The organism is Azonexus hydrophilus (assembly GCF_905120355.1).
GTDB lineage: Bacteria > Pseudomonadota > Gammaproteobacteria > Burkholderiales > Rhodocyclaceae > Azonexus.
Window position 1 is genome coordinate 153,832 of record NZ_CAJHOB010000002.1, and the last position, 25,782, is coordinate 179,613.

A 25,782-nucleotide genomic window follows, 5' to 3' on the forward strand; every position below is an offset into this window, starting at 1 on the left:
CAATGAAAATATCCTTCCGCCCGAAACTACTGGATTGTCTGCATGATTATTCCCGTGCGCAGGCAGGTAAGGATATTGGGGCAGGCATCACCGTGGGGGTGCTTGCCCTGCCGCTGGCGATGGCGTTTGCCATTGCCAGCGGTGTGTCTCCTGCAGCAGGGATCTGGACCGGCATCGTTGCCGGTTTTTTGATTTCGCTGCTCGGAGGTTCGCGGGTTCAGGTTGGCGGGCCGACAGGGGCGTTCATTCCGATCATTTACGGCATTGTCGTCGCCCACGGCTTTGTCAATCTGCTTGGCGCCACCCTGCTGGCCGGGGTGCTGCTGCTGGCGATGGGGCTGGCCCGGCTGGGGCAGCTGATCCGCTTCATTCCGGTGACGGTGGTGATTGGCTTCACCAATGGCATTGCGGTGGTGATCTTCCTGGCCCAGATCAAGGATTTCTTTGGTCTGCAGATCGATCAGGTGCCAGCAGAATTTTTCGAACGCATCAAGGTGCTGGCGGCGCACGCCCATACGGCGGACCTGCCGACGGTCGGGCTGTCGCTGGTCTGCCTGATCTTCCTTCTGTCCTACAACCGGCTGGCGCAGCGTTTTGCCCTGCTGCGCCGGGCGCCGGGGCCGCTGGCGGTGCTGGTGGTCGGGACGCTGGTGGCCTGGCTGTTCGAGCTGCCGGTCGATACCATCGGCAGCCGTTTTGGTGGCATCCCGCAGGAGTTGCCGGCGTTCGGCATGCCGGCGGTGTCGATTCACGATCTCGGCAAGCTGATTTCGCCGGCGCTGACCATCGCCCTGCTTGGCGCCATCGAGTCGCTGTTGTCGGCGCGCGTGGCCGATGGTCAGATCGATGACCGGCATGATCCCAACCAGGAGCTCATGGCGCAGGGGATCGCCAATATTGCCGCGCCCCTGTTCGGCGGGTTTGCCGCCACTGGGGCGATCGCCCGGACTTCGACCAATGCCCGCGCCGGCGGACGGACGCCGATAGCCGGCATCGTCCATGCCCTGACGCTGCTGGCCATCGTGCTCGTGGCGGCGCCGCTGGCGTCTTATGTGCCGCTGGCCACCTTGTCGGCCATCGTCATGGTGGTGGCGATCAACATGGGCGAGTGGCATGAATTCCGCGAGCTCACCCGGTTTTCCTGGAATTACCGGATCATCCTGCTGGTCACCTTTTTTATGACCGTGCTGTTCGATCTGACGGTTGCCGTGGAACTCGGCATGGTGCTGGCCTGCATCTTCTTCATTTACCGCATGTCGGATCTGACCCGCATCGAGCGTCGCGTACTTTCCAGCGAGCAACTCGGGCCGCAGCTCTGCCATGCCGACGGTAGCCCGCGTGTGGCGGCCTGGCAGGTGTATGGAGCGCTGTTTTTCGGTGCGGTGAACAAGCTGGAAGAATTGCTTGATAGCCGCAGTGGACACCCGGAGATCGTCGTGCTCGACATGCAGCGCCTGATCCAGCTGGATACGACCGGTCTCGAAGGGCTGGAAAACCTGCACGAGCAACTGGCTAAACGCCATTGTTCGCTGCTGCTTTGCGGTTTGAACAGCCAGCCGCTATCACTCATGACCCGCGCGGGTTTTGTCGATCTGCTGGGCAAGAGCAGTGTGTTCATCGATCTTGAGGATGCCCTGGCGCATGCCCGCCGGGCACTGGAGGCGACGGCTCAGCCGCGGTGAGTACGGCGGTTTTCGATTGGTGCGAAATACAGGCAGGGCTGGCCGGACGAGGCGAATACCACGCGCGCCGGCTCCTGAGCACTCTGGAAGCCGAGGCTACGGCAGCCATAGGGCATGTTTGGGACAAAGGTGATGTAGTAATGCCGGCAATCGCGGCAGCGAGGGGTGTCCATGACTCTGCACGGCAAAATATAAAAATTAACAGAATGCTTACACTAGGCTTACCAAATTGCAGGTAGGCTCGGGTAGAATTTAGCAGTTTTTCTACATTGGGCACAGCATGGTACGCAAAGATTTTCTCAGCACCCGGCAGGCGGCACAGCGCCTGGGCGTTTCTCTGGGAACAGTGCAGAACATGGTGGAAGCAGGGGCCCTGGAAGCCTGGAAAACCGCCGGGGGGCACCGCCGGATTCCACTGTCCGCAATTGACAATCTGCTGGCCAAGCGTTTCCGCCAGGGTACTCCGGAAAGCGATCAGCTCGATCTGTTCATCATCGAACCAGACGCCGAATTGCGAGCCACTTACGAGCGCACCATCAAGGCCTGGAAGCTGCCCGTGCACCTGCATTTTGCTGAAAACGGCGTGGTTGGCTTGCTGCAGATCGGGCAGCGGGCGCCGGATGTGCTCATCTGCAATGCGCAATTGCCGGGTATGGATGGGGAGAGCATGCTCAGCCAGTTGCTGCATTGCGCCCCGCCGCCGGGGATGGACGTCATCGTCATCGGTGTCGATGCGAACGCTCCGAGCAAACTGCCGGAAACCATTACCCGCTTTGGCAAACCGATTCCCTTTCACGAACTCAAGGGCTTCATCCTCGGTCGTCTGGCCGCATTCCGGCGACTTTGAGACGGGTGGTGCCGGCTGGGTGGCGACGACCTGCAAGGCGCGGCTCAGTAGACCACAGCCACGTTTTCCTTGTTAAGCCACAGGTTCAGCGCCTCCAGCAGCTCGTCATCAAGATTGACCTGCCAGGCGTTGCCCAGCAACAGTTCGCATTCGGCGCTGGCCTGGCGGTAACGCAGCCGCACCGGCGCATTGCCGGGGGTGAACGGTTGTAGCAGGGTGCGCAGGCGCTGAGCGTCTGCCGTCGCTGGCGTGAGCTGCAGGCGCAGGTGCTTGGCGAAACGGGCGCGGGCCTCGCCCAGGGTCATCAGGCGCTCGGCAACGACCCGGTTGCCCCCGGAAAAATCGTCGTAACTGACCTTGCCTTCGACGACCAGGATGGCGTCGGTCAGGATCTTGCGCCGCTCGGCTTCGAACAGTTCGTTGAAGACCGACACTTCCACCATGGCGGTACCGTCGTCGAGTTGGACGAACAGCATCTTGCCGCGTCGGGTCATCTGGGTACGCACGCCGACCACGATGCCGGCCAGGGTCTGGAACTCCTTGGCAGGCTGCAGCTGGCTCAGCGAGCGGCGGATGAAGCGGCCCAGTTCGGGTTTGTAGCTATCGTAGGGATGCCCCGAAAAGAAGAAACCGAGCGCGGTCTTTTCTTCCATCAGCTGGCTGCGCTCGTCCCAGGGCGGCATGTCGATGTATTGCGGCGCGTGTTCTTCGGCGACGTCCCCGAGGTCGAACAGACTGCTCTGCATGGCGTTTTTCTCGCTCTGCTCGGCAAACTCCATGGCGATGCCGACCGAAGCCAGCAGTTTATGGCGGTTGCTGTCCAGGCTGTCGAAGGCGCCGGCGCGGATCAGCGCTTCGATGGTGCGCCGGTTGACCATGCGCTTGTCGCAGCGCTGGCAGAAATCGAACAGATCCTTGAACGGACCGCCGTTGTTGCGGGCCGTGAGAATGACATGCACCGCTTGTTCGCCGGTGCCCTTGACCGCGCCTAGGCCATAACGGATGGTGTCACGATCGACGGGCTCGAAGCGGTAGGCCGAGGCATTGACGTCCGGGCCAAGCACCTTGATCTTGTTGGCGATGGTGTCTTCGTAGAAGATCTTCACCGTGTCGGTGTTGTCCATGTCGGACGACAGGGTGGCGGCCATGAATGCCGCGCAGTGGTAGCGCTTGAGCCAGGCGGTGTGATAGGTGACGACGGCGTAGGCGGCGGTGTGCGACTTGTTGAAGCCGTATTCCGCGAACTTGGTCATCAGGTCGAACAACTGCTCGGCCAGCGCCGGATCGTAGCTGCGCTCCCGGGCGCCGGCGGCGATGGTTTCACGGTGCTTGGCCATCTCCTCCGGCTTCTTCTTGCCCATCGCCCGACGCAGCATGTCGGCACCACCGAGCGTGTAACCGCCGATGATCTGCGAGATCTGCATCACCTGTTCCTGGTACACGATGACGCCGTAGGTCGGTTCGAGGCAGGCTTTCAGGTCCGGGTGGAAATAGTCGATGGCCTGCTGGCCCTTCTTGCGCAGGATGAAGTCATCCACCATGCCGGAGCCGAGCGGTCCGGGGCGATACAGCGCGAGCACGGCGATGATGTCTTCGAAGCGGTCGGGCGCAAGCTTCTTCAGCAGCTTCTTCATGCCCTCCGATTCCACCTGGAAGATGGCCGTGGTGTTGGCGTCCTTGAGGATCTGGTAGGCGCCGGGATCGCTAAAACCCAGGCTCATCAGATCGATGCGTTCGCCCGTCAGGCGTTCGACATACTTCAGCGCCAGTTCGATGATGGTGAGGTTGCGCAGGCCGAGGAAGTCGAATTTCACCAGACCGGCTTTTTCCACATCGTCCTTGTCGAACTGGGAGACGGGTGAGGCATCGCTGCCGGTGGCCTGATAGATCGGGCAGAAATCGGTGATGCGTCCCGGCGCGATCAGTACGCCACCGGCGTGCATGCCGACGTTGCGGGTCAGATCCTCGAGGCGTCCGGCCAGATCGAACAGTTCGCGGATGGTTTCACCGTCCTGGCTGTCGGCCATCATGTCCTGCAGGGCAGGCTCCTGTTCCAGCGCTTCGGCCAGCGAGACCGGCTTGTTCTGCACGATCGGGATGAGTTTGGAAATCCGGTCGCACATCGAATAGGGCAGGCCGAATACCCGGCCGACGTCACGAATTACCGCCTTCGAAGACATGGTGCCGAAAGTGGCGATTTGCGATACCGCCTGCGGGCCGTAACGTTCACGGACGTATTCGATCACTCGCCAGCGGTTGTCCTGACAGAAATCGATATCGAAGTCGGGCATCGATACCCGTTCCGGATTGAGGAAGCGCTCGAACAGCAGGGCGTAGGCCAGTGGGTCGAGATCGGTGATGCGCAGACTGTAGGCGACCAGCGAGCCGGCGCCGGAACCCCGGCCGGGGCCGACCGGTACGTCATTTTCCTTGGCCCAGTTGATGAAGTCGGCAACGATCAGGAAGTAGCCGGGAAACCCCATCTGGATGATGGTGTTGCACTCGAAGGTCAGGCGTTGGTCGTATTCGGGGCGGCGCTGCTGGCGTACCTCGGGGTCCGGGTAGAGTTCGGCGAGGCGGACCTCGAGGCCTTTTTTCGATTCCTCGACGAGAAACTCATCAATGGTCATGCCCGCGGGAATGGGGAAATCGGGCAGGAAATTCTTCCCCAGCGTCAGTTCGATGTTGCAGCGTTTGGCTATTTCGAGGGTGTTTTCGATCGCTTCAGGCAGATCGGCAAACAACGCGAGCATTTCGCCTTGGCTCTTGAAATACTGTTCGGCGGTATAGGGTTTGGGCCGGCGGGTATCGCCCAGAACGTAGCCTTCGGCAATGCAGACGCGTGCCTCGTGTGCCTGGAAGTCGTCGCGGCGCATGAATTGGACCGGATGTGTGGCGACCAACGGCAGCCCGGTTTCACCGGCGAGATCGGCCGTCTGATTGACCAGGTATTCCTGTTGCGGCTGGCCGTAGCGCTGTACTTCCAGGTAGAAGGCCGCGGGGAAAAAATCAGCCCAGGCCAGCGCCCGCTCGGTTGCCAGTGCGAAATTGCCATTCAGCAAGGCTTCGCCGACGTCGCCCTGGTGGCCGCCGGAGAGTGCGATCAGACCATCACAGCCGATCTGCAACAGCCATTCGCGGCGAATCTCGGCCCGGTCGCGCCGGCCGTCGGCAACATAGGCGCGGGTGAGCAGTTCGCATAGCTGGCGATAACCTTGTCGATTGCGTACCAGCAGCAGCAAGCGGCTGGCGGGCTCGCCGGCTTCACCGCCGCTCATCCACACGTCTGCGCCCGCAATCGGTTTCAGTCCCTTACCGCGCGCGCTGCTGTAGAACTTGATCAGACCGAACAAGTTGCCCAGATCGGTCAGGGCCAGGGCCGGCATGGCGTCGGCGCTGGCGGCTTTGACGGCGTCGGCGATGCGGACAATGCCATCGGTGATCGAGTATTCCGAATGCAGGCGGAGGTGAACGTAGCGGGAAGAATTCATGGCGGCGATTTTACCCCGGGCCAAAGGTTTGGCGGTCGCAGACGGGGCGATTGTCAGTGCGCCGGTAGGCCGTGGCGGAGGCGTTTGTTGCGCAATCTTCTGTTACATTGCACCAATACTTGCGCAAGAGTGTTTTGCGATGCTTCGCCCCGATAAAACAAAAGAAAACTTGCCATAAAGGAGAACAGCACTCCGGCAAGTCGAGAGGAGACGATTCCGCAGACCCGCGGGGTCATCCTTTTCAGCCAAAAATAATGAACCTGCTCCACTCCGGTGGGGTTTCCGGTACCCGGATCCGGGTGTCGCCTAGTCTGAAAGGAAGCTGTGCATGAGTACTTACACCGCCCCGTTGCGTGATATGCAATTTGTTCTCAAGGAAATCGCCGGTCTGGACGAGATCTGCGCTTTGCCGGGTAACGAGGAATGTTCGGTCGAACTGGTCGAATCCATCCTCGAAGAAGCCTCCAAGTTTGCGACTGGTGTGCTCGATCCGATCAACCGCAATGGCGATCAGCAGGGTGCGGTGGTCAAGGATGGCGTGGTCACCACCTCGCCCGGCTTCAAGGAGGCCTACAAGCTGTTCTGCGAAACCGGCTGGAATGCCATGCCGTTCTCGCCGGAATACGGTGGTCAGGGTCTGCCGGCAGCGGTGACCATGGCGGTCAATGAAATGTGGAAGTCGGCCAACATGGCCTTCGCCCTGTGCCCGATGCTGACCGGCGGTGCCATCGAAGCGATTGCCCACCATGCCTCCGACGAGCTGAAGCAGAAATATCTGCCGAAGATGGTCGAAGGCATCTGGACCGGCACCATGAACCTGACCGAGCCGAACGCCGGCTCCGACCTGGCTGCGATCAGCACCAAGGCCGCGCGCGCCGCCGATGGCACGTTCCGTATTACCGGCACCAAGATCTTCATCACCTGGGGTGAGAATGACGTTGCCGAAAACATCGTCCATCTGGTTCTGGCCCGCCTGCCGGACGCGCCGCCCGGACTGAAGGGCATCTCGCTGTTCCTGGTGCCGAAATTCCTGGTCAACGACGATGGTTCGCCGGGTGCCCGCAACGACCTGATCTGTTCCTCGCTCGAACACAAGCTGGGCATTCATGGCAGCCCGACTGCCGTCATGTCCTACGGCGACAAGGAAGGTGCGATCGGCTATCTGATCGGTGAAGAGAACAAGGGCGTCGGCTACATGTTCACGATGATGAACCACGCCCGCGTCAACGTCGGCCTGGAGGGCGTCGGCATTGCCGAGCGTGCCTACCAGCACGCGCTGTGGTACGCCAAGGAACGCATTCAGGGCGCCATCATCGGTGACAAGTCGGGCGAGAAGAAGCCCATCCTGCACCATCCGGACGTTCGCCGTCTGCTGATGGAATGCAAGGCCCGGACCGAAGCCATGCGCGCTGTGGCTTACTACGCTGCGGCCCAGATCGACCGGGCGCATGCTGGCGATGCCGCGGCCCAGGCCCGGATCGATTTGCTGACGCCCGTGGTCAAGGGCTGGAGCACTGAACAAGGGGTTGAACTCAGCTCCACGGCACTGCAGGTCTTCGGTGGTGTCGGCTTTGTCGAAGAAACTGGCGCCGCCCAGTACTACCGCGATTCGCGCATCACCACCATCTACGAAGGTACGACCGCCATCCAGGCGAATGACCTGGTCGGTCGCAAACTGGCGCGGGAAAAAGTGCCGGGTGCCGCGATGAAGGCCATGCTGGCCGAAATCAACGCCACCGCGGCTGAACTTGCCGGGCAGCCCGGTCTGGCCAACATCGCTGCACAGCTGAAGGCAGGCGCTGCGGCGCTTGAGAATGCGACGGACTGGATCATCGCCAACTATGTCGACAACGCGCCGACCGTGCATGCCGGCTCGGTGCCCTTCCTGTGGTTGACGGGCACGGTGACGGGCGGCTGGCTGCTGGCTAAATCGGCTGCCATCGCTGCCCAGCGTCTTGCTGCTGGCGATGCCGATCCGTACTACACGGCCAAGATTGCCACCGCCGAATACTTCGCCACGCATCAGCTGCCGTTCGCTGCAGCCTATGCGGCAGAAGTGACCGGTGGCGGTGCGTCCGTCTTCGCTTTGCCGGAAAACCTGTTCTGAGAGGAACCATCATGCGTACCGATCGCGATGCAATGGAATACGACGTCGTGATCGTCGGCGGCGGCCCTGCGGGGCTGTCCGCTGCGATCCGGGTCAAGCAGCAGGCAGAAAAGGTGGGGCAGGAGGTGTCGGTATGCCTGCTCGAAAAGGGCTCGGAGATCGGTGCGCACATCCTTTCGGGGGCGGTGATCGAGACACGTGCGCTGGCCGAACTGTTTCCCGACTGGCAGGAACGCGGTGCGCCGCTGCACACGCCGGCGGCTGAAGACCGCTTCCTGTGGTTGTCTGAAGGTGGGGCCAGCAAGCTGCCGACGCCGCCGCAGATGTCCAATCACGGCAACTACATCGTCAGTCTGGGCAACTTTTGCCGCTGGCTGGGCGAGCAGGCAGAAGCGCTGGGGGTCGAAATCTACCCCGGTTTTGCCGCCGCCGAAGTGCTTTATCACGAAGATGGCTCAGTCAAGGGCGTTGCCACCGGCGATCTTGGTCTGGGTAAGGACGGCCAGCCGGGCCCGAATTTCCAGCCGGGGATGGAACTGCATGCGCGCCAAACCATTTTTGCAGAAGGGTGCCGTGGCTCGCTGACGCGAGAACTGTTCGAACGCTTCAACCTGCGCGATGGCGCCGATCCGCAGACCTACGGTATCGGCATCAAGGAGTTGTGGGAAATCGACCCGGCCAAGCATCAACCGGGTCTGATCGTGCATACCGTCGGCTGGCCGTTGACGACGGACACCTACGGCGGCTCCTTCCTTTACCATCTGGAAAACAACCTGGTGGCAGTGGGTTTTGTCATCGGCCTGGATTATAAAAATCCGTGGTTGTCGCCGTTCGAGGAGTTCCAGCGTTACAAGACGCATCCGTCGATCCGTGGCTTCTTCGAAGGTGGCCGGCGCATTTCCTATGGCGCTCGTGCGCTGTCGGAAGGCGGTTATCAGTCCTTGCCCAAGCTGACTTTCCCCGGTGGCCTGTTGATCGGCGATACCGCTGGTTTCCTCAATGTGCCGAAAATCAAGGGCACGCACATGGCCATGCAGTCGGCCATTCTTGCGGCCGATGGTGTGCTGGCGGCATTGGCGGACGAAAGTTCAAGGGAAGCGGTGGCCTATCCCGCCGCACTCAAGCAAAGCTGGCTGCACGATGAACTGTACCGCGTGCGCAATATCCGTCCGGCGTTCAAATGGGGTCTGCTCGGCGGGCTTGCCTACGGCGCCATCGATACCTTCCTGTTCCGTGGCAAGGCGCCGTGGACCATGGCGCAGCACGATGACCATACACAGATCGGCGACAAGGCCGCCTATCCCAAGATCGCTTATCCCAAGCCGGATGGGGTGTTGACCTTTGATCGTCTGTCCTCGGTCTTCCTCTCGGCCACCAACCACGAAGAACATCAGCCCTGCCATCTGCGCCTGAAGGACGAGACGGTGCCGATCAGCGTCAATTACGCGAAATATGGCGCCCCGGAAACGCGGTATTGCCCGGCGGGCGTCTATGAAATCCTGGGCGAGGAAGAGGGAAATCCTCGTTTGCAGATCAATGGCCAGAACTGCCTGCACTGCAAGACCTGCGACATCAAGGATCCGACCCAGAATATCGTGTGGACGGTGCCCGAAGGTGGCGGTGGGCCGAATTACCCAAATATGTAAGGCAGTGTGACAACTGACTCTGCGTGAGAGACCAGGGAGAACAGCAAACGACTTGAGTCTCTTTCCCTTCGGGGCCACTGCGGTGGCCCCTTTTTTTGGCCCAGGCAGGTGAGGGGATTGGGGGATTTACGCTCCTGAATACGCTGCAGGGTGGATGGGTTGCATTCTCTTCATTATGTAAATTTTTTCTGCAGCTCCCGAGGCCGTAATGAAGAGTACGTCCTGTTTTGCAGGGGGCAGAAGTCGCAGGCAAGGTTAACAGTGTGACATCGGGAATGCAGGTATTATTTCCACCTTCACATACGCCCGGAGCTACTTCATGCTCAATCGTCGTCTGCACATGCTGTCTTCGCCGCCTACGGTGGCGCGTTCGCCTGGGCTGTTGGGCAAGTTGGGCATGCTGACTGCGATTCGTGATACGGAGCTGGTCGAGCAGAGCTTGCTGCGCACGCTGGGTCCCCTGCTCGGTGTGCTCGACACCTCGCTCTATCGACTCAATGAGCGCCACCAGCTGGCGCGGGTGCTGCACTACCACCGCTCCAAGGTAGTCGATGCCGACGGCGTGGTCCGCATGACGGAGCGGATTGAGGAATTGAGCCAGATTTCCGATGTGCCGGCTGAGGTGATCGCGCTGACGGAAAATGTTCGCCTGCTTGGCAAACCCTGCACGCGGACGCACAAGGGCGAACTGCTGATGGCGTATCCGCTGTTCGGCAACAACGAAGTCTGCGGTTACTTGTCTTCATGCGCGGCCACGAAGCCTCGCCCAGCGAAGATGCAACCATTCGTGGCGTCCTGGAGGTGTTTTCCAACTACTATGCCCTGCTCGATATCAGCCAGCGCGACAGGTTGACCGGGCTGCTTAATCGGCAGGCACTGGAAAATAATTTCGAGCGCATCTGGACCGCGATGGCGCGTCCCGATGCCTATCAGGAACGTAGTGACGGCCGCCGCAGCGCTCAGGCCGATACGTTCTGGCTGGCGGTGATCGACATCGACCACTTCAAGATGATCAACGACACGCACGGTCACATGATCGGTGACGAAGCGCTGCTGCTGGTGGCGCGCCTGATGCAGAATACCTTCCGCACTTCCGATCTGCTCTACCGCTACGGCGGCGAAGAGTTTGTGGCGATTGTCACGGCCGGCAATGAAGCCATTGCCCGCAACATTTTCGAGCGGGTCCGTCTGGCGATCGAGGCGCACAGTTTTCCGCGTGTGGGCAAGATCACGATCAGCATCGGTTATGCTGAAATTGATCCCGATGTGCTGCCGGTAGAAGTGCTGGGGCGCGCTGACCGCAGCTTGTACCAGGCCAAGAAGGACGGCCGCAACCGTGTCTACGATTTCGAAGAACTGGTGCGTAGTGGAATTTTCCCCAGCCCCTCCTACGGTGATGCCGAACTGTTCTGATCGGCGGCTGCAAATCGCGTAAAATTTCCCCCGTTCATTATTCAGGCCAGCCTGCTGCTGGCCTTTTTTTACAGTATCGCCATGTTGAAAAAATCATCCACCTTCCCCGGTATTGCCGGTCCCGTCGTTCTGATCGTCATGGACGGTTACGGGTTGCCGAAAAATGAGGCCGCCAGCGCCATTGCCGCCGCCCGCAAGCCCCACCTGGATGCGCTGTTCGCCAGTGCACCGCACATCCGCTTGCGGGCGCATGGGACGGCGGTTGGCATGCCGTCCGATGACGACATGGGGAACTCCGAGGTGGGGCACAACGCGCTGGGGGCCGGACAGGTGTACGCGCAGGGCGCGGCGCTGGTGGCCAATGCGATTGCCGCCGGGAGTATCTGGACGGGGCAGGCGTGGCAGGAAATCATCGCCGGCGCCAAGGCCGGGCGCGGCGTGGTGCATTTCATCGGTTTGTTTTCCGATGGCAACGTGCACAGCCACATCGACCATCTCAAGGCCATGGTCGCGCGGGCCAAGACCGAAGGCATCCGGACGGTACGCATCCATGCCCTGCTCGACGGGCGCGATGTGCCGGAAACCAGTGCCCTGGATTACGTGCTGCCCTTCGAGGAATTCCTGGCGGGGCTCAATGACGCCAGTTTCGATGCCCGCATTGCTTCCGGCGGTGGTCGCCAGTACATCACCATGGACCGTTACGATGCCAATTGGCCCATGGTCGAGCGTGGCTGGCGGACCCATGTGCTGGGCGAGGGGCAGCAATTCGCCACCGCCGCAGCGGCGGTCAATGGCTTGCGCGCACAGCATCCCGGTACGATTGACCAGGATCTGCCGGAGTTCGTCATTGCTGAACAAGGCCAGCCCATCGGCACCATTGAGGATGGCGATGCGGTGGTGTTCTTCAACTTCCGCGGCGACCGCGCCATCGAAATCAGCCGCGCCTTTGTCGACACCGAGTTCACTGAATTCGATCGCGTGCGTGTGCCGCAGATCACCTACGCCGGCATGCTGCAATACGATGGCGATCTGCAGCTGCCCAAGCGCTTCCTGGTGCCGCCACCGGCGATTACCGATACTTCCGGTGAGTGGTTCAGCAAGGCTGGCATCAGCCAGTTTGCCTGTTCCGAAACGCAGAAATTCGGGCATGTCACCTATTTCTGGAATGGCAACCGCTCGGGCAAATTTGCCGGCGAAACCTGGCAGGAAGTGCCGAGTGACGTGGTGCCCTTCGAAGAGCGGCCATGGATGAAGGCCGCGGAGATCACCGATGCGATGATCGCGGCGATTCGTTCCGGGCAATACCGCTTCCTGCGCTGTAACTATGCCAATGGTGACATGGTCGGCCATACCGGCAATTTCCGCGCGGCCACTATGGCGGTGGAAGCGGTCGATCTGGCGCTGGGGCGGTTGTTGAAAGCGGTGGCGGCAGCCGGTGGGGTGGCGCTGATCACGGCCGACCACGGCAATGCCGACGAGATGTACGAAATGGACAAGAAAACCGGCCAGCCGGCGCAGCACAAGGACGGTTCGTTCAAGGCGAAAACTGCGCACACTCTGAATCCGGTGCCCTTGATCCTGTTCGATGCGGCCACGGGCGGTCGTTTGGGCTTGCAGCAGGCAGCAGCGGCCGGTTTGGCCAACATCGCTGCCACCGTGGCGCATCTGCTCGGTTACGAGAAACACCCGGCATGGGAAGAAAGCCTGCTGACCGTACTTAGCGCGTAACCGGCCGTTGCTCGCTGCCCGGCAACCAGCGGTGCACGGTGGCGAACAGAATTTCCGGTTTGACCGGTTTGGTGATGAAATCGTCCATGCCGGCGGCAAAGCACTGTTCGCGGTCTTCGGCAAAGGCATTGGCGGTCATGGCGATGATCGGCAGTGACTGCAGATCGGGCAGGGCGCGGATGCGGCGGGTGGCTTCCAGGCCGCCCATGTTGGGCATCTGCATGTCCATCAGGATCAGGGCGTAAGGCTGCTCTGCCGCCTGTTGCCGGGTCACCAGTTCGACGGCTTCCTGGCCATCGACGGCGCAATCGACCAGGAGGCCGATCTCGTCGAGCAGCATCTGCGTGATTTCCCGGTTGATCGGCTCATCCTCGGCCAGCAGGATGCGGTGCGGGTAAGGCTGGGCGGTGGTGTCCGATTGTCTGGCGGCAGTGGGTGAAACTGGGCCGGCACTATCCGACGGGGTCAACAGCGGTGCGGCATCCTGTTGCGTTTCGCTCCGACGCAGGCGAGCGGTAAACCAGAATGTGCTGCCCTGCCCCAGCGTGCTATCCACCCCTGCGCAGCCCCCCATCAATTCCGCCAGACGGCGGGTGATCGACAGTCCCAGACCGGTGCCGCCATATTGCCGGGTGCTTGAGTTGTCTCCCTGCTCGAAGGGTTCGAACAGGCGTGGCAGGACGTCCGGGGCGATGCCGGGGCCGGTGTCCTGTACGGCGAAGCGGAGCAGGACCGATGTGGCATCCGAGGCCAGCGTTTCGACGATCACTTGAATACTGCCACGGGCAGTGAACTTGACGGCGTTGCTGAGGTAGTTGAGCAGCGCTTGCTGCAGGCAGGTCGGATCGCCGAGCAGTGGTAGTGTGGGCCAGTGGCGCTGGCTGCCTAGTTCGAGCTGTTTGTCCCGGGCTCGCCCCTGAACCATCGCCAGGGCGGTGTCGAGCAGGGCGTCGAGGTCGAGTGGCGCTTCCTTCAGGGTGAATTTTCCGGCGTCGATCTTGGCCAGATCGAGCACGGCATTGATGATTTCCAGGAGATGATGACTGGCCTGCTCCAGCGTATCCAGGCGCTTTTCCTGCAGTTCGCTCAGGCCGCCGCGACGGATCAGGTGGGCCATGCCGGTGATGGCATTGAGTGGCGTACGGATTTCGTGACTGATGTTGGCCAGGAACTGGCTTTTCGCCGAGCTGGCTTGCTCGGCGGCCAGCTTGGCCAGCATCAGCTCGTTGGTCCGTTCGGCCACCAGTTCTTCCAGATGTTTGCGGTAGTGTTCCAGTTCCGTTTCGATGCGGCGGGTTTCGGTGATGTCGCGGGCGATGGTGGCGAGCGCGATAGGCAGCCCTTCCTGAGTGCGGAGGGCGATTTCCCGTGTTTCGATGATGCGCGCCGGCGCACCGTTCTGATTGACGTATTCGGTGGTGATCTGCACACCCGGGTGCTGCCAGGCGTACTCGTCGGAGCGGGCGCCGTTCAGGTGGAATTCACGGAAGACAGGGCGCAGCTCAGCCATTTCCGAGTGGGTTTTGCCCAACCAGGGAAAGTTTTCCAGGCCCAGATTTTTTTCGGCGGCGGCATTGATCTGCAACCAGCGGCCGCTGCTGTCCTTGAGCACGACAATGTCGGGCAGGGCGTCGATGAAACCGGTCAGGAGCTTGTTGCTGTCGCGCAGTGCGGCGGTGGCGTTCTCGGCGTCGGTAATGCGTTGCGCGATGGCCTGACTCATCTGCATGAAATTGTGGCTCAAGGTCACGATTTCGCTGGGGCCGTGCTGTGGTAGCGGCAACTGGTAATCGCCGGCAGCGATGCGCTGGCTGGTTGCTGCCAGGGTGCCCAGGTGGCGGGTCAGCCAGTAACCCGACAAGCCGAGCGCCAGCAGGCTCAGGAGGATGCCGCCAAAACTGATCACGGCACTTTGCACGATCAGGTCGTGCCGGGTTTGGGCGATGAAGCGCAGGGAAATGCCGTAGTGCAGATCAGCGTAGTGCTGCCCGTAGAGTTCGATGGGCAGGATCACGTGCATGAGTTCCGGGTTGACCGGGTCGCGGCCGGCTTGTGGCAAGGGCTGTTCTGTTTTCCAGGCGGTGCCGGCCAGGCGCTGTCCGTCCGGGGTGACGAGCATCAGGTAATCGAGCTCGCTGTCACGCTGCAAGCTGGCGAGAATTTCGTGCGCGGTGGCGTAATCCCGGTTTGCCAGTGGCGCAGCCAGCGCGGTCTTATACAGCGACTGGGCGCTCTGGATGTGTTCGTCGACATGCTGGTGCAGGTGCGCGTCGACCAGGCGCAGGCTGTTGCCGATGATCAGGGAGATGAAGACGAGTTGAATCAGCAGGCTGGCAAAGAGCAGGCGGAAACGCAGGCTGCGGAAAAATCCCGGGAGTGGCATCAAGGCAGCTCCAGCAGGCGTTTGGTCAGGCTGATGTAGCTACGCAGCTGTGCCCGGTCAGCGGTGGAAAGGGGGGTGTAGCCGGCATAGCCGGTGCGCTGAAAAAATTCCTTGCCGCTGACGGTGTCAGGAAAGGAGGCAAATGCCCGGGTGATGCGCTCCATCATGGCGATATCGAGGCGGCGGTTGAGCAGGGTGCAGACCTGCGGCAGGAAAATGCCGGTTTCCTGTACGCTGACGGCGCGTTTCACTTCGTCCGGATTTTGTTGCAGGGCGGAGCGGGCCACGAAGGCGGCGTCGGCCATGCCGTTGGCCACGGCGGCGATGGCAGCGCCATGCGAAGGGTATTCCTGCAGTGTGTAATCCTTGTTGAATTCGAGCCCGTTCTTTTCCAGCCATTCCAGGCTGCCGAGGGTGATGATGGCAAAACGGCTGGATGTGGCGATGGTCTTGCCGCGTAATTGTGCCGGTTGCGGCGGTGGGCTGCCCGCCGGCAGCACCAGCAGGGTTTCGAGTTTTGCGGCGTAGCGGTAGAGAATATGCATGCTCCGCTCTTCTGCCAGGGCGGCGAAGTGCGGTCCGGTGATGGCCAGGTCGAATTCGCCGGCGAGCAGCTGCTGGATATGAACGCTGTAGTTGGGGGCGGTGTAGATGATGACCTTGCGCCCCAGCTGCTGTTCAAGATGGGTGGTAAGGGGCTGCAGGCTGCGGACCAGCGCCTGCGGGCTGTTGAATGGCATGACCCCGAGTTTGAGTGGCGCTTCCTCGGTTTGGGCTGGGCTGCTGCTCAGACAGGCGATGAAGAGCAGGCAGCATATTCGCGACAGAAAAGCGGTCATGGGTTACTCCGAATGGCGGAAGCAGACGTCATTGTGACAGACGGCAGGAGTTCTGGGCAAGAAGCGCTGTCGGCTTTGCTTGCGCGGCAGGATCAGAACGGGGCCAGCACGGCGATGACCCGCCCGGGCGCGATGCGCACTGAGCGCAGCAGCCAGCGGGCGGTGCTTTCCTGTGGGCTGGCGTCGGGGCGCAGGCGGTAGGCCGGGGTTTTGCGGAAGTAACTTTTCAGCATGCGGCTCAGCGAGTGTTCGATCAAGCCGCGCCATTGCGGATCGAGTCCGGGGGCATGCACACTTTCTGCTGCGGGCTGGTCAAGGTAGAAGGCTTTTTCCTGATCGTCGTAGCGTAATCCCGCCGTGCCGCGTAGATCGACCGGTACGGCGGGGGCTCCTGCCAGGCTGAGCAGGACGCGGGCATGGATGGTCAGGCGCTCCGCTGGTTCGCCCAGCTGGATGCGGGGGGCTTCTGGCATGCTGGCGATGAACAGATCGCCGTAACGTTTTTCCAGCGGGCCGCGCTTGGCCAGTTCATTCTGGATGTCTGCTTCGGAAAAACTGATTTCCTGTTCGAGAAAAGCCAGGGTAGGTGCACTGCAGCCGAGCAGGAGTGCCAGGCAGCAAAGGAACTGAGGGATGTTCATGGTTTCTCGCTCTGTAAACGCTTGCGGTACTGTACGGGTGAGATGCCTGTCCAGTCGACCACGGCGCGGTAAAAGGCGGATGTGTCGGCGTAGCCGAGTTCGCTGGCAATCTGGGCGATGCTGCGCTGGGTCTTGGTCAGCCGGGCCAGCGCCAGGTCGCGGCGCAGGGCGTCCTTGATGGTGCGGAAGCTGGCGCCTTCTTCTTCCAGGCGGCGGTGGATGGTGCGCGGGGAAAGGTAGAGGCGGTCGGCGATTTCTTCCAGACTCAGGGAAACGGGCAGGCTTTCGCGCAGGAGGTCGCGGATGCGCGTGACCATGGCGCGGTCGCGACGATAGAGCGAGGTGATCTTGCCCGGCGCACCGTCAAGAAAGCTTTCCAGGTCGGTTTCGTCGCGGCGCACCGGCAGTTCCAGCAGATTGGCATTGAAACTGGCGACCAGGGTGCCGGTGCCGCCGGGGACAGTCGGGGCAAAGCGGGAATCTTCGGTAAAAATCAGGTCGTAATCCGCCGAATGCTTCGGCCGCCGATAGGGGAAGAGCACGCTGTCGAGCGCCAGGCCACGCGCGACCAGCCAGCAGGACAGGCCGTGCAGCAGGCGCAGCAGCCATTCGAAGGCAAAAATCCGCCCGGGATCGTCGGGGGTGGCCGCCAGGCGGCGGGTTTCGGCGATGACCAGCTCGGCCTGGCCATGCTGGCGGCGGATGCTGACCTTCAGGTCGGGCAGGATCAGGCGCAGGAAACGGCCCATGCGTGCCAGCGCCTCGCCTAGAGTGGGGGCGGAGAGGCTGCCGCGGCAGAGGAATTCGAAACTGCCGACACGCATCGGCTGGGCAAACAGACAGAAAGCCTCGTCGTCGAATGTCCGGTTCAGCAGGTTATACAATGCGGCATAGCGATCCACGGGAATTCGGCTGGCGTCATCTGCAAGATCGAGGCCGACCTGACGCAGGAAATCTTTTGTGTCGATACTGCGCCGATCAAGTCCGGCCAGCATGCCGCGAACAAATTCAATTGCAACAGTGGTTTGGCGTGGGTTTTCGGAAAGTGGAATGTTGCGCTGCATCAAATTTGTCCTGGCGTGAGGAAACTGAATAACGCGTGTGATTATGGCCGAATTTGCATGATTATCGTCAAAGTGGGCAATGGCGCAGTGGTGAAAGCGACCTAAGATGCCGCATCGACCACTCACTGGAGACTGTGTGCCATGACTGATTTGTCCGTTGCCAAGAAGCTTTCCCCCTACAAGCCGAAAAACAAGGTGCGTTTCGTCACTGCCGCCTCGCTGTTCGACGGCCACGACGCCTCGATCAACATCATGCGCCGCATCCTGCAGGCGACCGGTTCGGAAGTGATCCACCTCGGCCACAACCGCTCGGTACAGGAAATCGTCAACGCGGCGCTGCAGGAAGACGCGCAGGGCATCTGCATCACCAGTTACCAGGGCGGCCACGTCGAGTTCTTCAAGTACATGATTGACTTGCTCAAGGCCAACGGTGGTGAGCACATCAAGGTCTTCGGCGGTGGTGGTGGCGTCATCGTGCCGTCCGAGATCAAGGAACTGCACGCCTACGGTGTGACCCGTATCTACGCGCCGGAAGACGGCGTGCACATGGGCCTGCAGGGGATGATCAACGAAGTCGTCGAACAATCCGACTATGACGTTGCCGAGCAGGGCGTGCCGAGTGCCGAACAAGTACTGGCCGGCCTGCGCGCCGGTGACCGCCGCCTGCTGGCGCGAGTGATCACGCTGCTCGAAAACGGTTCGGCGCCGCAATTGAAGGAGCCGCTGCTCAAAGCCGCCGCCGAATTGAGCACGCCGGTGCTTGGCATCACCGGCACCGGCGGCGCCGGCAAGTCGTCGCTGACCGACGAGCTCGTCCGCCGCTTCCGCCTCGATCAGGGCGACAGCGTGAATATCGGCATCGTCTCCATCGACCCGTCGCGCAAGCGCACCGGTGGCGCGCTGCTCGGCGACCGCATCCGCATGAACGCCATCGAACATCCGAGCATCTTCATGCGCTCGCTGGCCACCCGCGATACCGGTAGTGAAATTTCCGTGGCGCTGCCCGAGGTTATTGCCGCCTGCAAGCTGGCCGGTTTCGATCTGGTCGTCGTCGAGACTTCCGGCATTGGCCAGGGTAATGCCGCCATCGTGCCCTTTGTTGACCTCTCGCTGTACGTGATGACGCCGGAGTTCGGCGCCGCTTCGCAGCTGGAGAAGATCGACATGCTCGACTTCGCCGACTTCGTCGCCATCAACAAGTTCGACCGCAAGGGCGCCGAGGATGCGCTGCGCGACGTGCGCAAGCAGTACCAGCGCAACCGCGAAGCCTTCAATACGCCGACCGAAGACATGCCGGTGTTTGGCACCATGGCCGCCCGTTTCAACGACGATGGTGTCACCGCGCTTTATCAGGCACTGGTCCCGGCCGTGAGTGCCAAGGGCTTGCAGCTGAAAGCGGGGACATTGCCGTTGGTCAGCGTCAAGCAATCCTCGGCCAGCCGGGCCATCGTGCCGACCGCCCGTGTCCGCTACCTGGCTGAGATCGCCGACGCAGTGCGCGGCTATCACAAGCATGTGGATGAACAGGTGGCGGTCGCCCGCGAGCGCCAGTCGTTGCGCATCGCCAAGAACGTCTTCGCCGGTTGCGACAAGAATGTGGCCGATTTTGACGAACTGCAGGCGTTCAAGGACAGCCAGCAGGACCCGAAGGCGAAGAAGCTGCTCGACATGTGGCCGCAGACCGTCGAGGCCTATTCCGGTGACGAATATGTGGTGAAGATCCGCGACAAGGAAATCCGCACCCAGCTGACCAGCCAGTCGCTGTCCGGCACCAAGATCCGCAAGGTGATCCTGCCCAAGTACACCGACGACGGCGAGATCCTGCGCTTCCTGATGAAGGAAAACGTCCCCGGCTCCTTCCCCTACACCGCCGGCGTCTTTGCCTTCAAGCGCGAGGGCGAGGATCCGACCCGGATGTTCGCCGGCGAAGGCGACGCCTTCCGCACCAACCGCCGTTTCAAGAAAGTGTCCGAAGGCATGCCGGCGCACCGGCTGTCGACCGCCTTCGACTCGGTGACGCTGTACGGCTGCGACCCCGACGAGCGTCCGGACATCTACGGCAAGATCGGCAACTCCGGTGTGTCGATTGCCACACTCGACGACATGAAGGTGCTCTACGACGGTTTCGACCTGGTCTGCCCGACGACCTCGGTGTCGATGACGATCAACGGCCCGGCCCCGATCATCCTGGCCTGCTTCTTCAATACCGCCATCGACCAGCAGATGGCCAAGTTCGAGCAGGAAAACGGCCGCCAGCCGACCGAGGACGAAGCCGAGAAGATCCGCGAGTGGGTGCTCAAGACCGTGCGCGGCACCGTCCAGGCCGACATCCTGAAGGAAGACCAGGGTCAGAACACCTGCATCTTCTCGACCGAATTCGCGCTGAAGATGATGGGCGACATCCAGGAATTCTTTGTGCACAACCAAGTGCAGAACTTCTATTCGGTGTCGATCTCCGGCTATCACATCGCCGAAGCCGGCGCCAACCCGATCAGCCAGCTCGCCTTCACGCTGTCCAACGGCTTCACCTACGTCGAGTCGTATCTGGCGCGCGGCATGCACATCGACGATTTCGCGCCCAACCTGAGCTTCTTCTTCTCCAACGGCATGGACCCGGAATACTCGGTGATCGGCCGTGTCGCCCGCCGCATCTGGGCGGTGGCAATGAAGAACAAGTACGGCGCCAACGAACGCAGCCAGAAGCTGAAGTACCACATCCAGACCTCGGGGCGCTCGCTGCACGCGCAGGAAATGGACTTCAACGACATCCGCACCACGCTGCAGGCGCTGATCGCCATCTACGACAACTGCAACAGCCTGCACACCAACGCCTACGACGAGGCGATCACGACGCCGACCGAGGAAAGCGTGCGCCGCGCCATGGCCATCCAGCTGATCATCAACCGCGAGTGGGGCGTCGCCAAGAACGAGAACCCGAACCAGGGCGCCTTCGTCATCGACGAACTGACCGACCTGGTCGAAGAAGCCGTGTTGAAGGAATTCGAAGCCATCGCCAGCCGCGGCGGCGTGCTCGGCGCCATGGAAACCGGCTACCAGCGCGGCAAGATCCAGGAAGAGTCGATGTATTACGAGCACAAGAAGCACGACGGCTCTTACCCGATCATCGGCGTCAATACCTTCCTCAATCCGAAGGGCATGGCGCAGCAGGAAATCGAACTGGCGCGCTCGACCGACGAGGAAAAGCAGTCGCAGATTCAGCGCCTGCGCGACTTCCATGCCCGCAATGCCGACAAGGCGCCGGCCATGCTGGAGAAGCTCAAGCAGACGGTGATCGAGGACGGCAACGTCTTCGCCGTGCTGGTCGATGCGGTCAAGTGTTGCTCGCTCGGCCAGATCAGCTCGGCGTTGTACGAAGTCGGCGGCCAGTACCGGCGCAGCATGTAATAAAAAAAGGAGAACGGCACTCCGGCGGCATCCGCTGCCGGAGTTGAAAAGCGGCGAGGCGCACTGCCTCACCGCTTTTTTTCGGGCATCAGGTTTTCTGTTTTCAGGGCACCGCTGGCGGCGTCCGGGAAAATCCCGATAACTCATAAACTTAAGGCGGATCAAAGTGAGGGCGCGGCGCTCTTTCTAGACTCCTGCCATGGAACTACAAGCAAACGCGGCAGCGCACCCGACGTTCACACGGACAGGCCCACGTCTGGCGGGCGACCTGGCGATCTGGATTTTCATCATGGCCGAGCTGGCAGCGTTTGCTGCCTTTTTTGCTGCGTATGCGTTTACCCGCGCCAATCACGTCGAGGAATTCAACTTGGCGCAGCGGGCGCTCAATCGCGATGCCGGGGCGTTCAATACTTTGCTGCTGCTTTCTGCCAGTGCCTGCGTGGTGCGCGCGGTGCAGGGGGCACTGGCCGGTCGGGCGCGGGCGGCTGCGCCATGGATGCTGGCGGCGATTTTATGCGGGCTGGCCTTCCTGGGTGTCAAGGGCGTCGAGTATGCGGCGGCTTTCGCGCAGGGCATTACGCTCTCCAGCAGTACCTTCCACATGTTCTACCTGTCGCTGACTTTCTTCCACTTCATGCACGTGATCCTTGGGCTGGTGATCCTCACCGCGCTGTGGTTCGGCCTGCGCGCCGGTCGTTATGGGCCGCGCAACATGAACGGCCTGGAAAGCGGCGCAGCGTACTGGCATATGGTCGATCTGGTCTGGCTCATTCTTTTTCCGCTGGTTTATGTCATCCACTGAATATCCTGACTTGCCGCCGGTAGCGGCTGACGCGCATGGTTCCGCCAGGGGCACCTGGCTGCTGTGGGCCGGGCTGATGCTGGCCACAGTGCTGACCTGGCGGCTGGGTGAAGGTAGCGGCGGCCTGCTGCTGGCGGCTATCGTGCTGGGGATTGCCTTCGTCAAGGGCGCCGTCGTTGCACTCGAATTCATGGCGCTGCGCCATGCTCCCGCGCTCTGGCGCAATCTTTCGGTGGGCTGGCTGGTGCTGGTGTGCACGCTCGTCGGAATCGCTTACTGGAAAGGTCTGGCCTGATGAATGCCCGTTCGCCCCTGGCGGCACCCGTCGTCGAGGTGCCGTATTACTCGCCCTTCGGGCAGGAAGAAGCTATTTTCGAATCGGCCTGGCGCAACCGCTTGCCCTTGCTCATCAAGGGGCCGACCGGTTGCGGCAAGACGCGTTTTGTCGCGCATATGGCGGCGCGTCTGGGCTTGCCGCTGTATACGGTGGCCTGTCACGACGATCTGACCGCCGCTGATCTGGTCGGGCGTCATCTGATCGTTGATGGCGACACCCGCTGGGCCGACGGCCCGCTGACCCGCGCCGTACGTGAAGGCGGCATCTGCTACCTCGACGAAGTGGTCGAAGCGCGCAAGGATACGACCGTGGTCCTGCACCCGCTGGCCGATGACCGGCGCATCCTGCCGATAGATCGGACGGGCGAGTTACTGGCAGCACCGCCCGATTTCATGCTGGTGGTGTCCTACAACCCAGGCTATCAGAACCTGCTCAAGGGCATGAAGCCGTCCACCCGTCAGCGTTTCGTCAGCCTGCGCTTCGATTTTCCCGACAGTGCGCGCGAGGCAGTGATCGTGCAGCGGGAAACCGGCTGTGCCGAGGATCTGGCGCGGCGGCTGGTGGGCATTGCCCACAACCTGCGGCAATTGAAAGATCAGGATCTGGAGGAAGCGGTCAGTACGCGCCTGCTGATTTACGCAGCGGCCCTGATCCGCGACGGGATGGATCCGGTCGTGGCCTGTCGTGCTGCCGTTGTTGAAAGTCTGACGGATGATCCGGAAGTCGCTGAAGCCTTGCAGGAAGTGATCAACGCAACATTCGGGCGCTGAATTTGAGCGCTGAAAAAAGGGGGGGGGGGAGATGGCCGCACAAAACGCACAAGTCGCAGCGGGGGGGCTCGATGTGGTGGTGAACCTGCGCCAGACGGCGTTGTTTGCAGATCTGCCGGAGGCAGATCTACAGCGGCTGGCGCAAGGATGTCGTATTGAGCATTACGATCGCGGCAACATCCTCTTTCACAAGGGCGATCCCTGCCATGGTTTCCATCTGGTACTGGCCGGCCAGGTCAAGCTGGCGTTCGTGTCAGCAGCGGGCAACCAGAAAGTGGTCGAGATCATCCGCCCGGGGCAGAGCTTCGGTGAGGCCGTGATGTTCATGCAAAAGCCTTATGTGCTCATGGCCCAGGCTTTGACGGAATGCCGTTTGCTGTTCATCGCCAAGGACACGATTTTTCAGGAAATGCGTAACGCGCCTGATTTCTGCCAACGCTTGATTGCCGGCCTGGCGCTGCGGCTGCATGGCCTGATCAAGGATCTGGAGATTTATTCCCTGTGTTCCGGGCGGGAGCGCATCGTCTGCTACCTGCTCGGAGAAATGAGCGATGCGGAGGGAAATACACCCGACGGGCGCGTCGAAATCTGTCTGGCGACGCACAAAGGCACCATTGCTTCCCGGCTCAACCTGACGCAGGAACACTTTTCGCGCGTGCTGCACGAACTGGCTGACGACGGGCTGATTGAAGTCGATGGCCGGCGCATCATCGTGCCTGATACGGCGAGTCTGCACGCCAGCCTGGGGGGCGGCCGAGGCTGATGACGCCGGCGGCTTGCCGCGCTCCCCGGTGTTTTTCCGCTTTTGTCAGCCCTGCCTGCCGCTTCTCCTTTACAAAGCCGTGCCGGCGTAGCATCATCGCCCAATTCAAACGGCATCTAATGTGCAACTTCGATGGCGGCAACCCCACAGAACACCCCAATCAGCGGTCTCGCACGCGCTCTGGTCCAGGCCGGGCGGCTCAAGGAGACCGAGGCGGAAGAATTGATGCAGCAGGCGCTGGCCGCCAAAATTCCGCTGATCGATCAGATCATTGCGGCACACAAGGCGAGTGCCAGCGAGATTGCCATTTTTTCTTCGGAAACCTTTGGCTATCCCTTGCTGGATCTGGATGCATTCAATACCGACCTGATTCCCAAGGATGCGATCGACCGTAAGTTGGTCGCTGCGCACCGCGTGGTGCCGCTCAACAAGCGCGGCAACCGCTTGTCCATTGCCATTGCTGACCCCACCAACCTGCGGGCGCTGGATGAAATCCGTTTCCAGACCGGGCTGGCGGTTGATCCGATCGTCGTCGACCACGGCAAACTCATGCCGCTGGTGGCGAAGGTTGCGGAAACGACAGATGATGTGCTGCGGGCCATTGCTGACGACGACATCAACCTCGATTTCGGTGAAGAAGAGGCGGGGGAGGCCATTGCTGATGCGGGAGCGCAGGATATTGACGATGCGCCGGTCGTCAAGTTCATCCAGAAGATCCTGCTTGACGCCATCAACGATGGCGCGTCCGACATTCACTTCGAACCGTACGAGAAGTTTTACCGGATCCGCACTCGCGTGGATGGGATCTTGCGCGAAATTGCCAAACCGCCGTTGGCGATCAAGGAAAAGATCGCCTCGCGCATCAAGGTCATTTCCCGCCTGAACATTGCTGAAAAGCGGGTGCCGCAGGATGGGCGGATGAAACTCGTGCTGTCGAAGACCCGCGCCATTGATTTTCGGGTCAGCACCCTGCCTACCCTGCAGGGCGAAAAGATCGTCTTGCGTATTCTTGACCCGAGTTCGGCCACCTTGGGCATTGAGGCGCTGGGCTATGAACCGGATCAGAAGGCGCACTTGCTGGATGCCGTGAATCGTCCCTACGGCATGGTGCTGGTGACCGGGCCGACCGGTTCCGGCAAGACGGTGTCGTTGTACACCTGCCTCAACATCCTCAACAAGGACGGCGTCAATATCGCGACGGCGGAGGATCCGGCAGAAATCAACCTGCCCGGCATCAACCAGGTGAACGTGGATGACCGGGCCGGCCTGACCTTTCCCGTGGCGCTCAAGGCCTTCCTGCGCCAGGATCCGGACATCATCATGGTGGGTGAAATCCGCGATCTGGAAACGGCCGAGATTGCCATCAAGGCTGCGCAAACCGGCCATATGGTGCTATCCACGCTGCACACCAACGATGCGCCACAAACATTGACCCGGCTGATGAACATGGGGGTGCCGGCGTTCAATATTGCCTCCAGTATTCTCTTGATCACGGCACAGCGTCTGGCGCGCCGCCTGTGCAATTGCAAGCAGCCGCTGGAAGTGCCGCAGCAGGCGTTACTCGAAGCCGGCTTCAAAGCGGAAGAACTGGATGGCAGCTGGACCCTGTATGGCCCTGGCAGTTGTGAACGCTGCAAGGGGAGTGGCTACAAGGGACGGGTGGGGATCTATCAGGTGATGCCGATCAGCGAGGAAATGCAGCGCCTCATCCTGGCCGGCGCCACCTCGCTCGATCTGGAAAAACAGGCCAAGGCCGAGGGGGTCCGTGATCTACGCGAATCAGGCCTGCTCAAGGTCAAGCAGGGCATGACCTCGCTCGAAGAAGTATTGAATACGACCAACGCCTGAGTGTGTAAGGGGAGAA

The 25,782-nt window shown here is 61.3% G+C and carries 19 protein-coding genes; 13 read left to right on the plus strand and 6 right to left on the minus strand.

Annotated elements, in window-relative coordinates; translation table 11 throughout:
- Nucleotides 1–2: 2 nt before the first annotated feature.
- Nucleotides 3–1,682, plus strand: coding sequence for a SulP family inorganic anion transporter (locus JYJ39_RS02150; protein WP_205201697.1), 1,680 nt, complete (start codon nt 3–5; stop codon nt 1,680–1,682).
- Here JYJ39_RS02150 and JYJ39_RS02155 read toward each other — a convergent pair.
- Entirely contained in the window at nt 1,670–1,855 is a 186-nt protein-coding gene (locus tag JYJ39_RS02155) for a hypothetical protein (RefSeq protein ID WP_205201699.1), read from the minus strand. The genes JYJ39_RS02150 and JYJ39_RS02155 overlap by 13 nt on opposite strands.
- A gap of 107 nt (nt 1,856–1,962) precedes the next feature.
- Here JYJ39_RS02155 and JYJ39_RS02160 point away from each other — a divergent pair, with 107 nt between their 5' ends.
- Nucleotides 1,963–2,529 (plus strand): excisionase family DNA-binding protein, encoded by a 567-nt coding sequence (locus JYJ39_RS02160; protein ID WP_205201701.1) that lies wholly within the window; start codon nt 1,963–1,965, stop codon nt 2,527–2,529.
- 44 nt (nt 2,530–2,573) lie between these two features.
- Here the strand turns inward: JYJ39_RS02160 and dnaE are convergent, their stop codons facing one another.
- Nucleotides 2,574–6,020, minus strand: coding sequence for a DNA polymerase III subunit alpha (dnaE, locus tag JYJ39_RS02165; protein WP_205201703.1), 3,447 nt, complete (start codon nt 6,018–6,020; stop codon nt 2,574–2,576).
- Between the two features lie 328 nt (nt 6,021–6,348).
- On the opposite strand from dnaE, the gene JYJ39_RS02170 reads away from it, so the two are divergent.
- The 5 genes from JYJ39_RS02170 (at nt 6,349) to gpmI (ending at nt 12,914) form a co-directional block, all read left to right on the plus strand.
- A complete protein-coding gene (locus tag JYJ39_RS02170) occupies nt 6,349–8,127 on the plus strand; it encodes an acyl-CoA dehydrogenase C-terminal domain-containing protein (RefSeq protein WP_205201705.1) in 1,779 nt (592 codons plus the stop codon).
- A gap of 11 nt (nt 8,128–8,138) precedes the next feature.
- Nucleotides 8,139–9,773: an electron transfer flavoprotein-ubiquinone oxidoreductase gene (locus JYJ39_RS02175; protein WP_240189505.1), complete on the plus strand. Its 1,635-nt coding sequence runs from the start codon at nt 8,139–8,141 to the stop codon at nt 9,771–9,773.
- Nucleotides 9,774–10,092: 319 nt separating this feature from the next.
- Complete coding sequence (locus JYJ39_RS02180; protein ID WP_205201707.1) at nt 10,093–10,626, plus strand: hypothetical protein; 534 nt, start codon at nt 10,093–10,095, stop codon at nt 10,624–10,626.
- Entirely contained in the window at nt 10,518–11,186 is a 669-nt protein-coding gene (locus tag JYJ39_RS02185) for a GGDEF domain-containing protein (RefSeq protein ID WP_205201708.1), read from the plus strand. The genes JYJ39_RS02180 and JYJ39_RS02185 overlap by 109 nt, the downstream gene beginning before the upstream one ends.
- An 81-nt stretch (nt 11,187–11,267) precedes the next feature.
- A complete protein-coding gene (gene gpmI / locus JYJ39_RS02190; RefSeq protein ID WP_205201710.1) occupies nt 11,268–12,914 on the plus strand; it encodes a 2,3-bisphosphoglycerate-independent phosphoglycerate mutase in 1,647 nt (548 codons plus the stop codon).
- On the opposite strand, the gene JYJ39_RS02195 is transcribed toward gpmI, so the two are convergent.
- From JYJ39_RS02195 to JYJ39_RS02210, 4 genes are all read right to left on the minus strand, one after another.
- Nucleotides 12,904–15,297 carry an ATP-binding protein gene (locus tag JYJ39_RS02195; RefSeq protein WP_205201712.1) on the minus strand — a complete coding sequence of 798 codons (2,394 nt, stop codon included), beginning with the start codon at nt 15,295–15,297 and terminating at the stop codon, nt 12,904–12,906. The two genes, gpmI and JYJ39_RS02195, sit on opposite strands and share 11 nt — an antisense overlap.
- Nucleotides 15,297–16,136, minus strand: coding sequence for a phosphate/phosphite/phosphonate ABC transporter substrate-binding protein (locus JYJ39_RS02200; RefSeq protein WP_205201714.1), 840 nt, complete (start codon nt 16,134–16,136; stop codon nt 15,297–15,299). Before JYJ39_RS02200 ends, JYJ39_RS02195 begins: the two co-directional genes overlap by 1 nt.
- A gap of 92 nt (nt 16,137–16,228) precedes the next feature.
- The gene (locus JYJ39_RS02205; protein WP_205201716.1) at nt 16,229–16,777 is read right to left on the minus strand and encodes a DUF1439 domain-containing protein; all 549 of its coding nucleotides are present in this window, start codon (nt 16,775–16,777) and stop codon (nt 16,229–16,231) included.
- Nucleotides 16,774–17,841, minus strand: a complete 1,068-nt coding sequence (locus JYJ39_RS02210; protein ID WP_240189506.1) for an AraC family transcriptional regulator — start codon at nt 17,839–17,841, stop codon at nt 16,774–16,776. The genes JYJ39_RS02205 and JYJ39_RS02210 overlap by 4 nt, the downstream gene beginning before the upstream one ends.
- 141 nt (nt 17,842–17,982) lie before the next feature.
- Between JYJ39_RS02210 and icmF the strand changes: the two genes are divergently transcribed.
- The 6 genes from icmF to pilB all read left to right on the plus strand — a co-directional run bounded on the left by icmF (nt 17,983) and on the right by pilB (nt 25,766).
- Nucleotides 17,983–21,246, plus strand: a complete 3,264-nt coding sequence (gene icmF, locus JYJ39_RS02215) for a fused isobutyryl-CoA mutase/GTPase IcmF (protein WP_205201718.1) — start codon at nt 17,983–17,985, stop codon at nt 21,244–21,246.
- 199 nt (nt 21,247–21,445) lie between these two features.
- On the plus strand, nt 21,446–22,048 hold the full coding sequence (locus tag JYJ39_RS02220; RefSeq protein ID WP_205201720.1) for a cytochrome c oxidase subunit 3: 603 nt from the start codon (nt 21,446–21,448) through the stop codon (nt 22,046–22,048).
- Nucleotides 22,035–22,343, plus strand: a complete 309-nt coding sequence (locus JYJ39_RS02225; protein WP_205201722.1) for a cytochrome C oxidase subunit IV family protein — start codon at nt 22,035–22,037, stop codon at nt 22,341–22,343. The genes JYJ39_RS02220 and JYJ39_RS02225 overlap by 14 nt, the downstream gene beginning before the upstream one ends.
- Nucleotides 22,343–23,155: a CbbQ/NirQ/NorQ/GpvN family protein gene (locus tag JYJ39_RS02230; RefSeq protein ID WP_205201724.1), complete on the plus strand. Its 813-nt coding sequence runs from the start codon at nt 22,343–22,345 to the stop codon at nt 23,153–23,155. The genes JYJ39_RS02225 and JYJ39_RS02230 overlap by 1 nt, the downstream gene beginning before the upstream one ends.
- A 31-nt stretch (nt 23,156–23,186) precedes the next feature.
- Nucleotides 23,187–23,918 carry a Crp/Fnr family transcriptional regulator gene (locus JYJ39_RS02235; protein ID WP_205201726.1) on the plus strand — a complete coding sequence of 244 codons (732 nt, stop codon included), beginning with the start codon at nt 23,187–23,189 and terminating at the stop codon, nt 23,916–23,918.
- Between the two features lie 132 nt (nt 23,919–24,050).
- Nucleotides 24,051–25,766, plus strand: coding sequence for a type IV-A pilus assembly ATPase PilB (gene pilB, locus JYJ39_RS02240; protein ID WP_205201728.1), 1,716 nt, complete (start codon nt 24,051–24,053; stop codon nt 25,764–25,766).
- Nucleotides 25,767–25,782 lie beyond the last annotated feature (16 nt).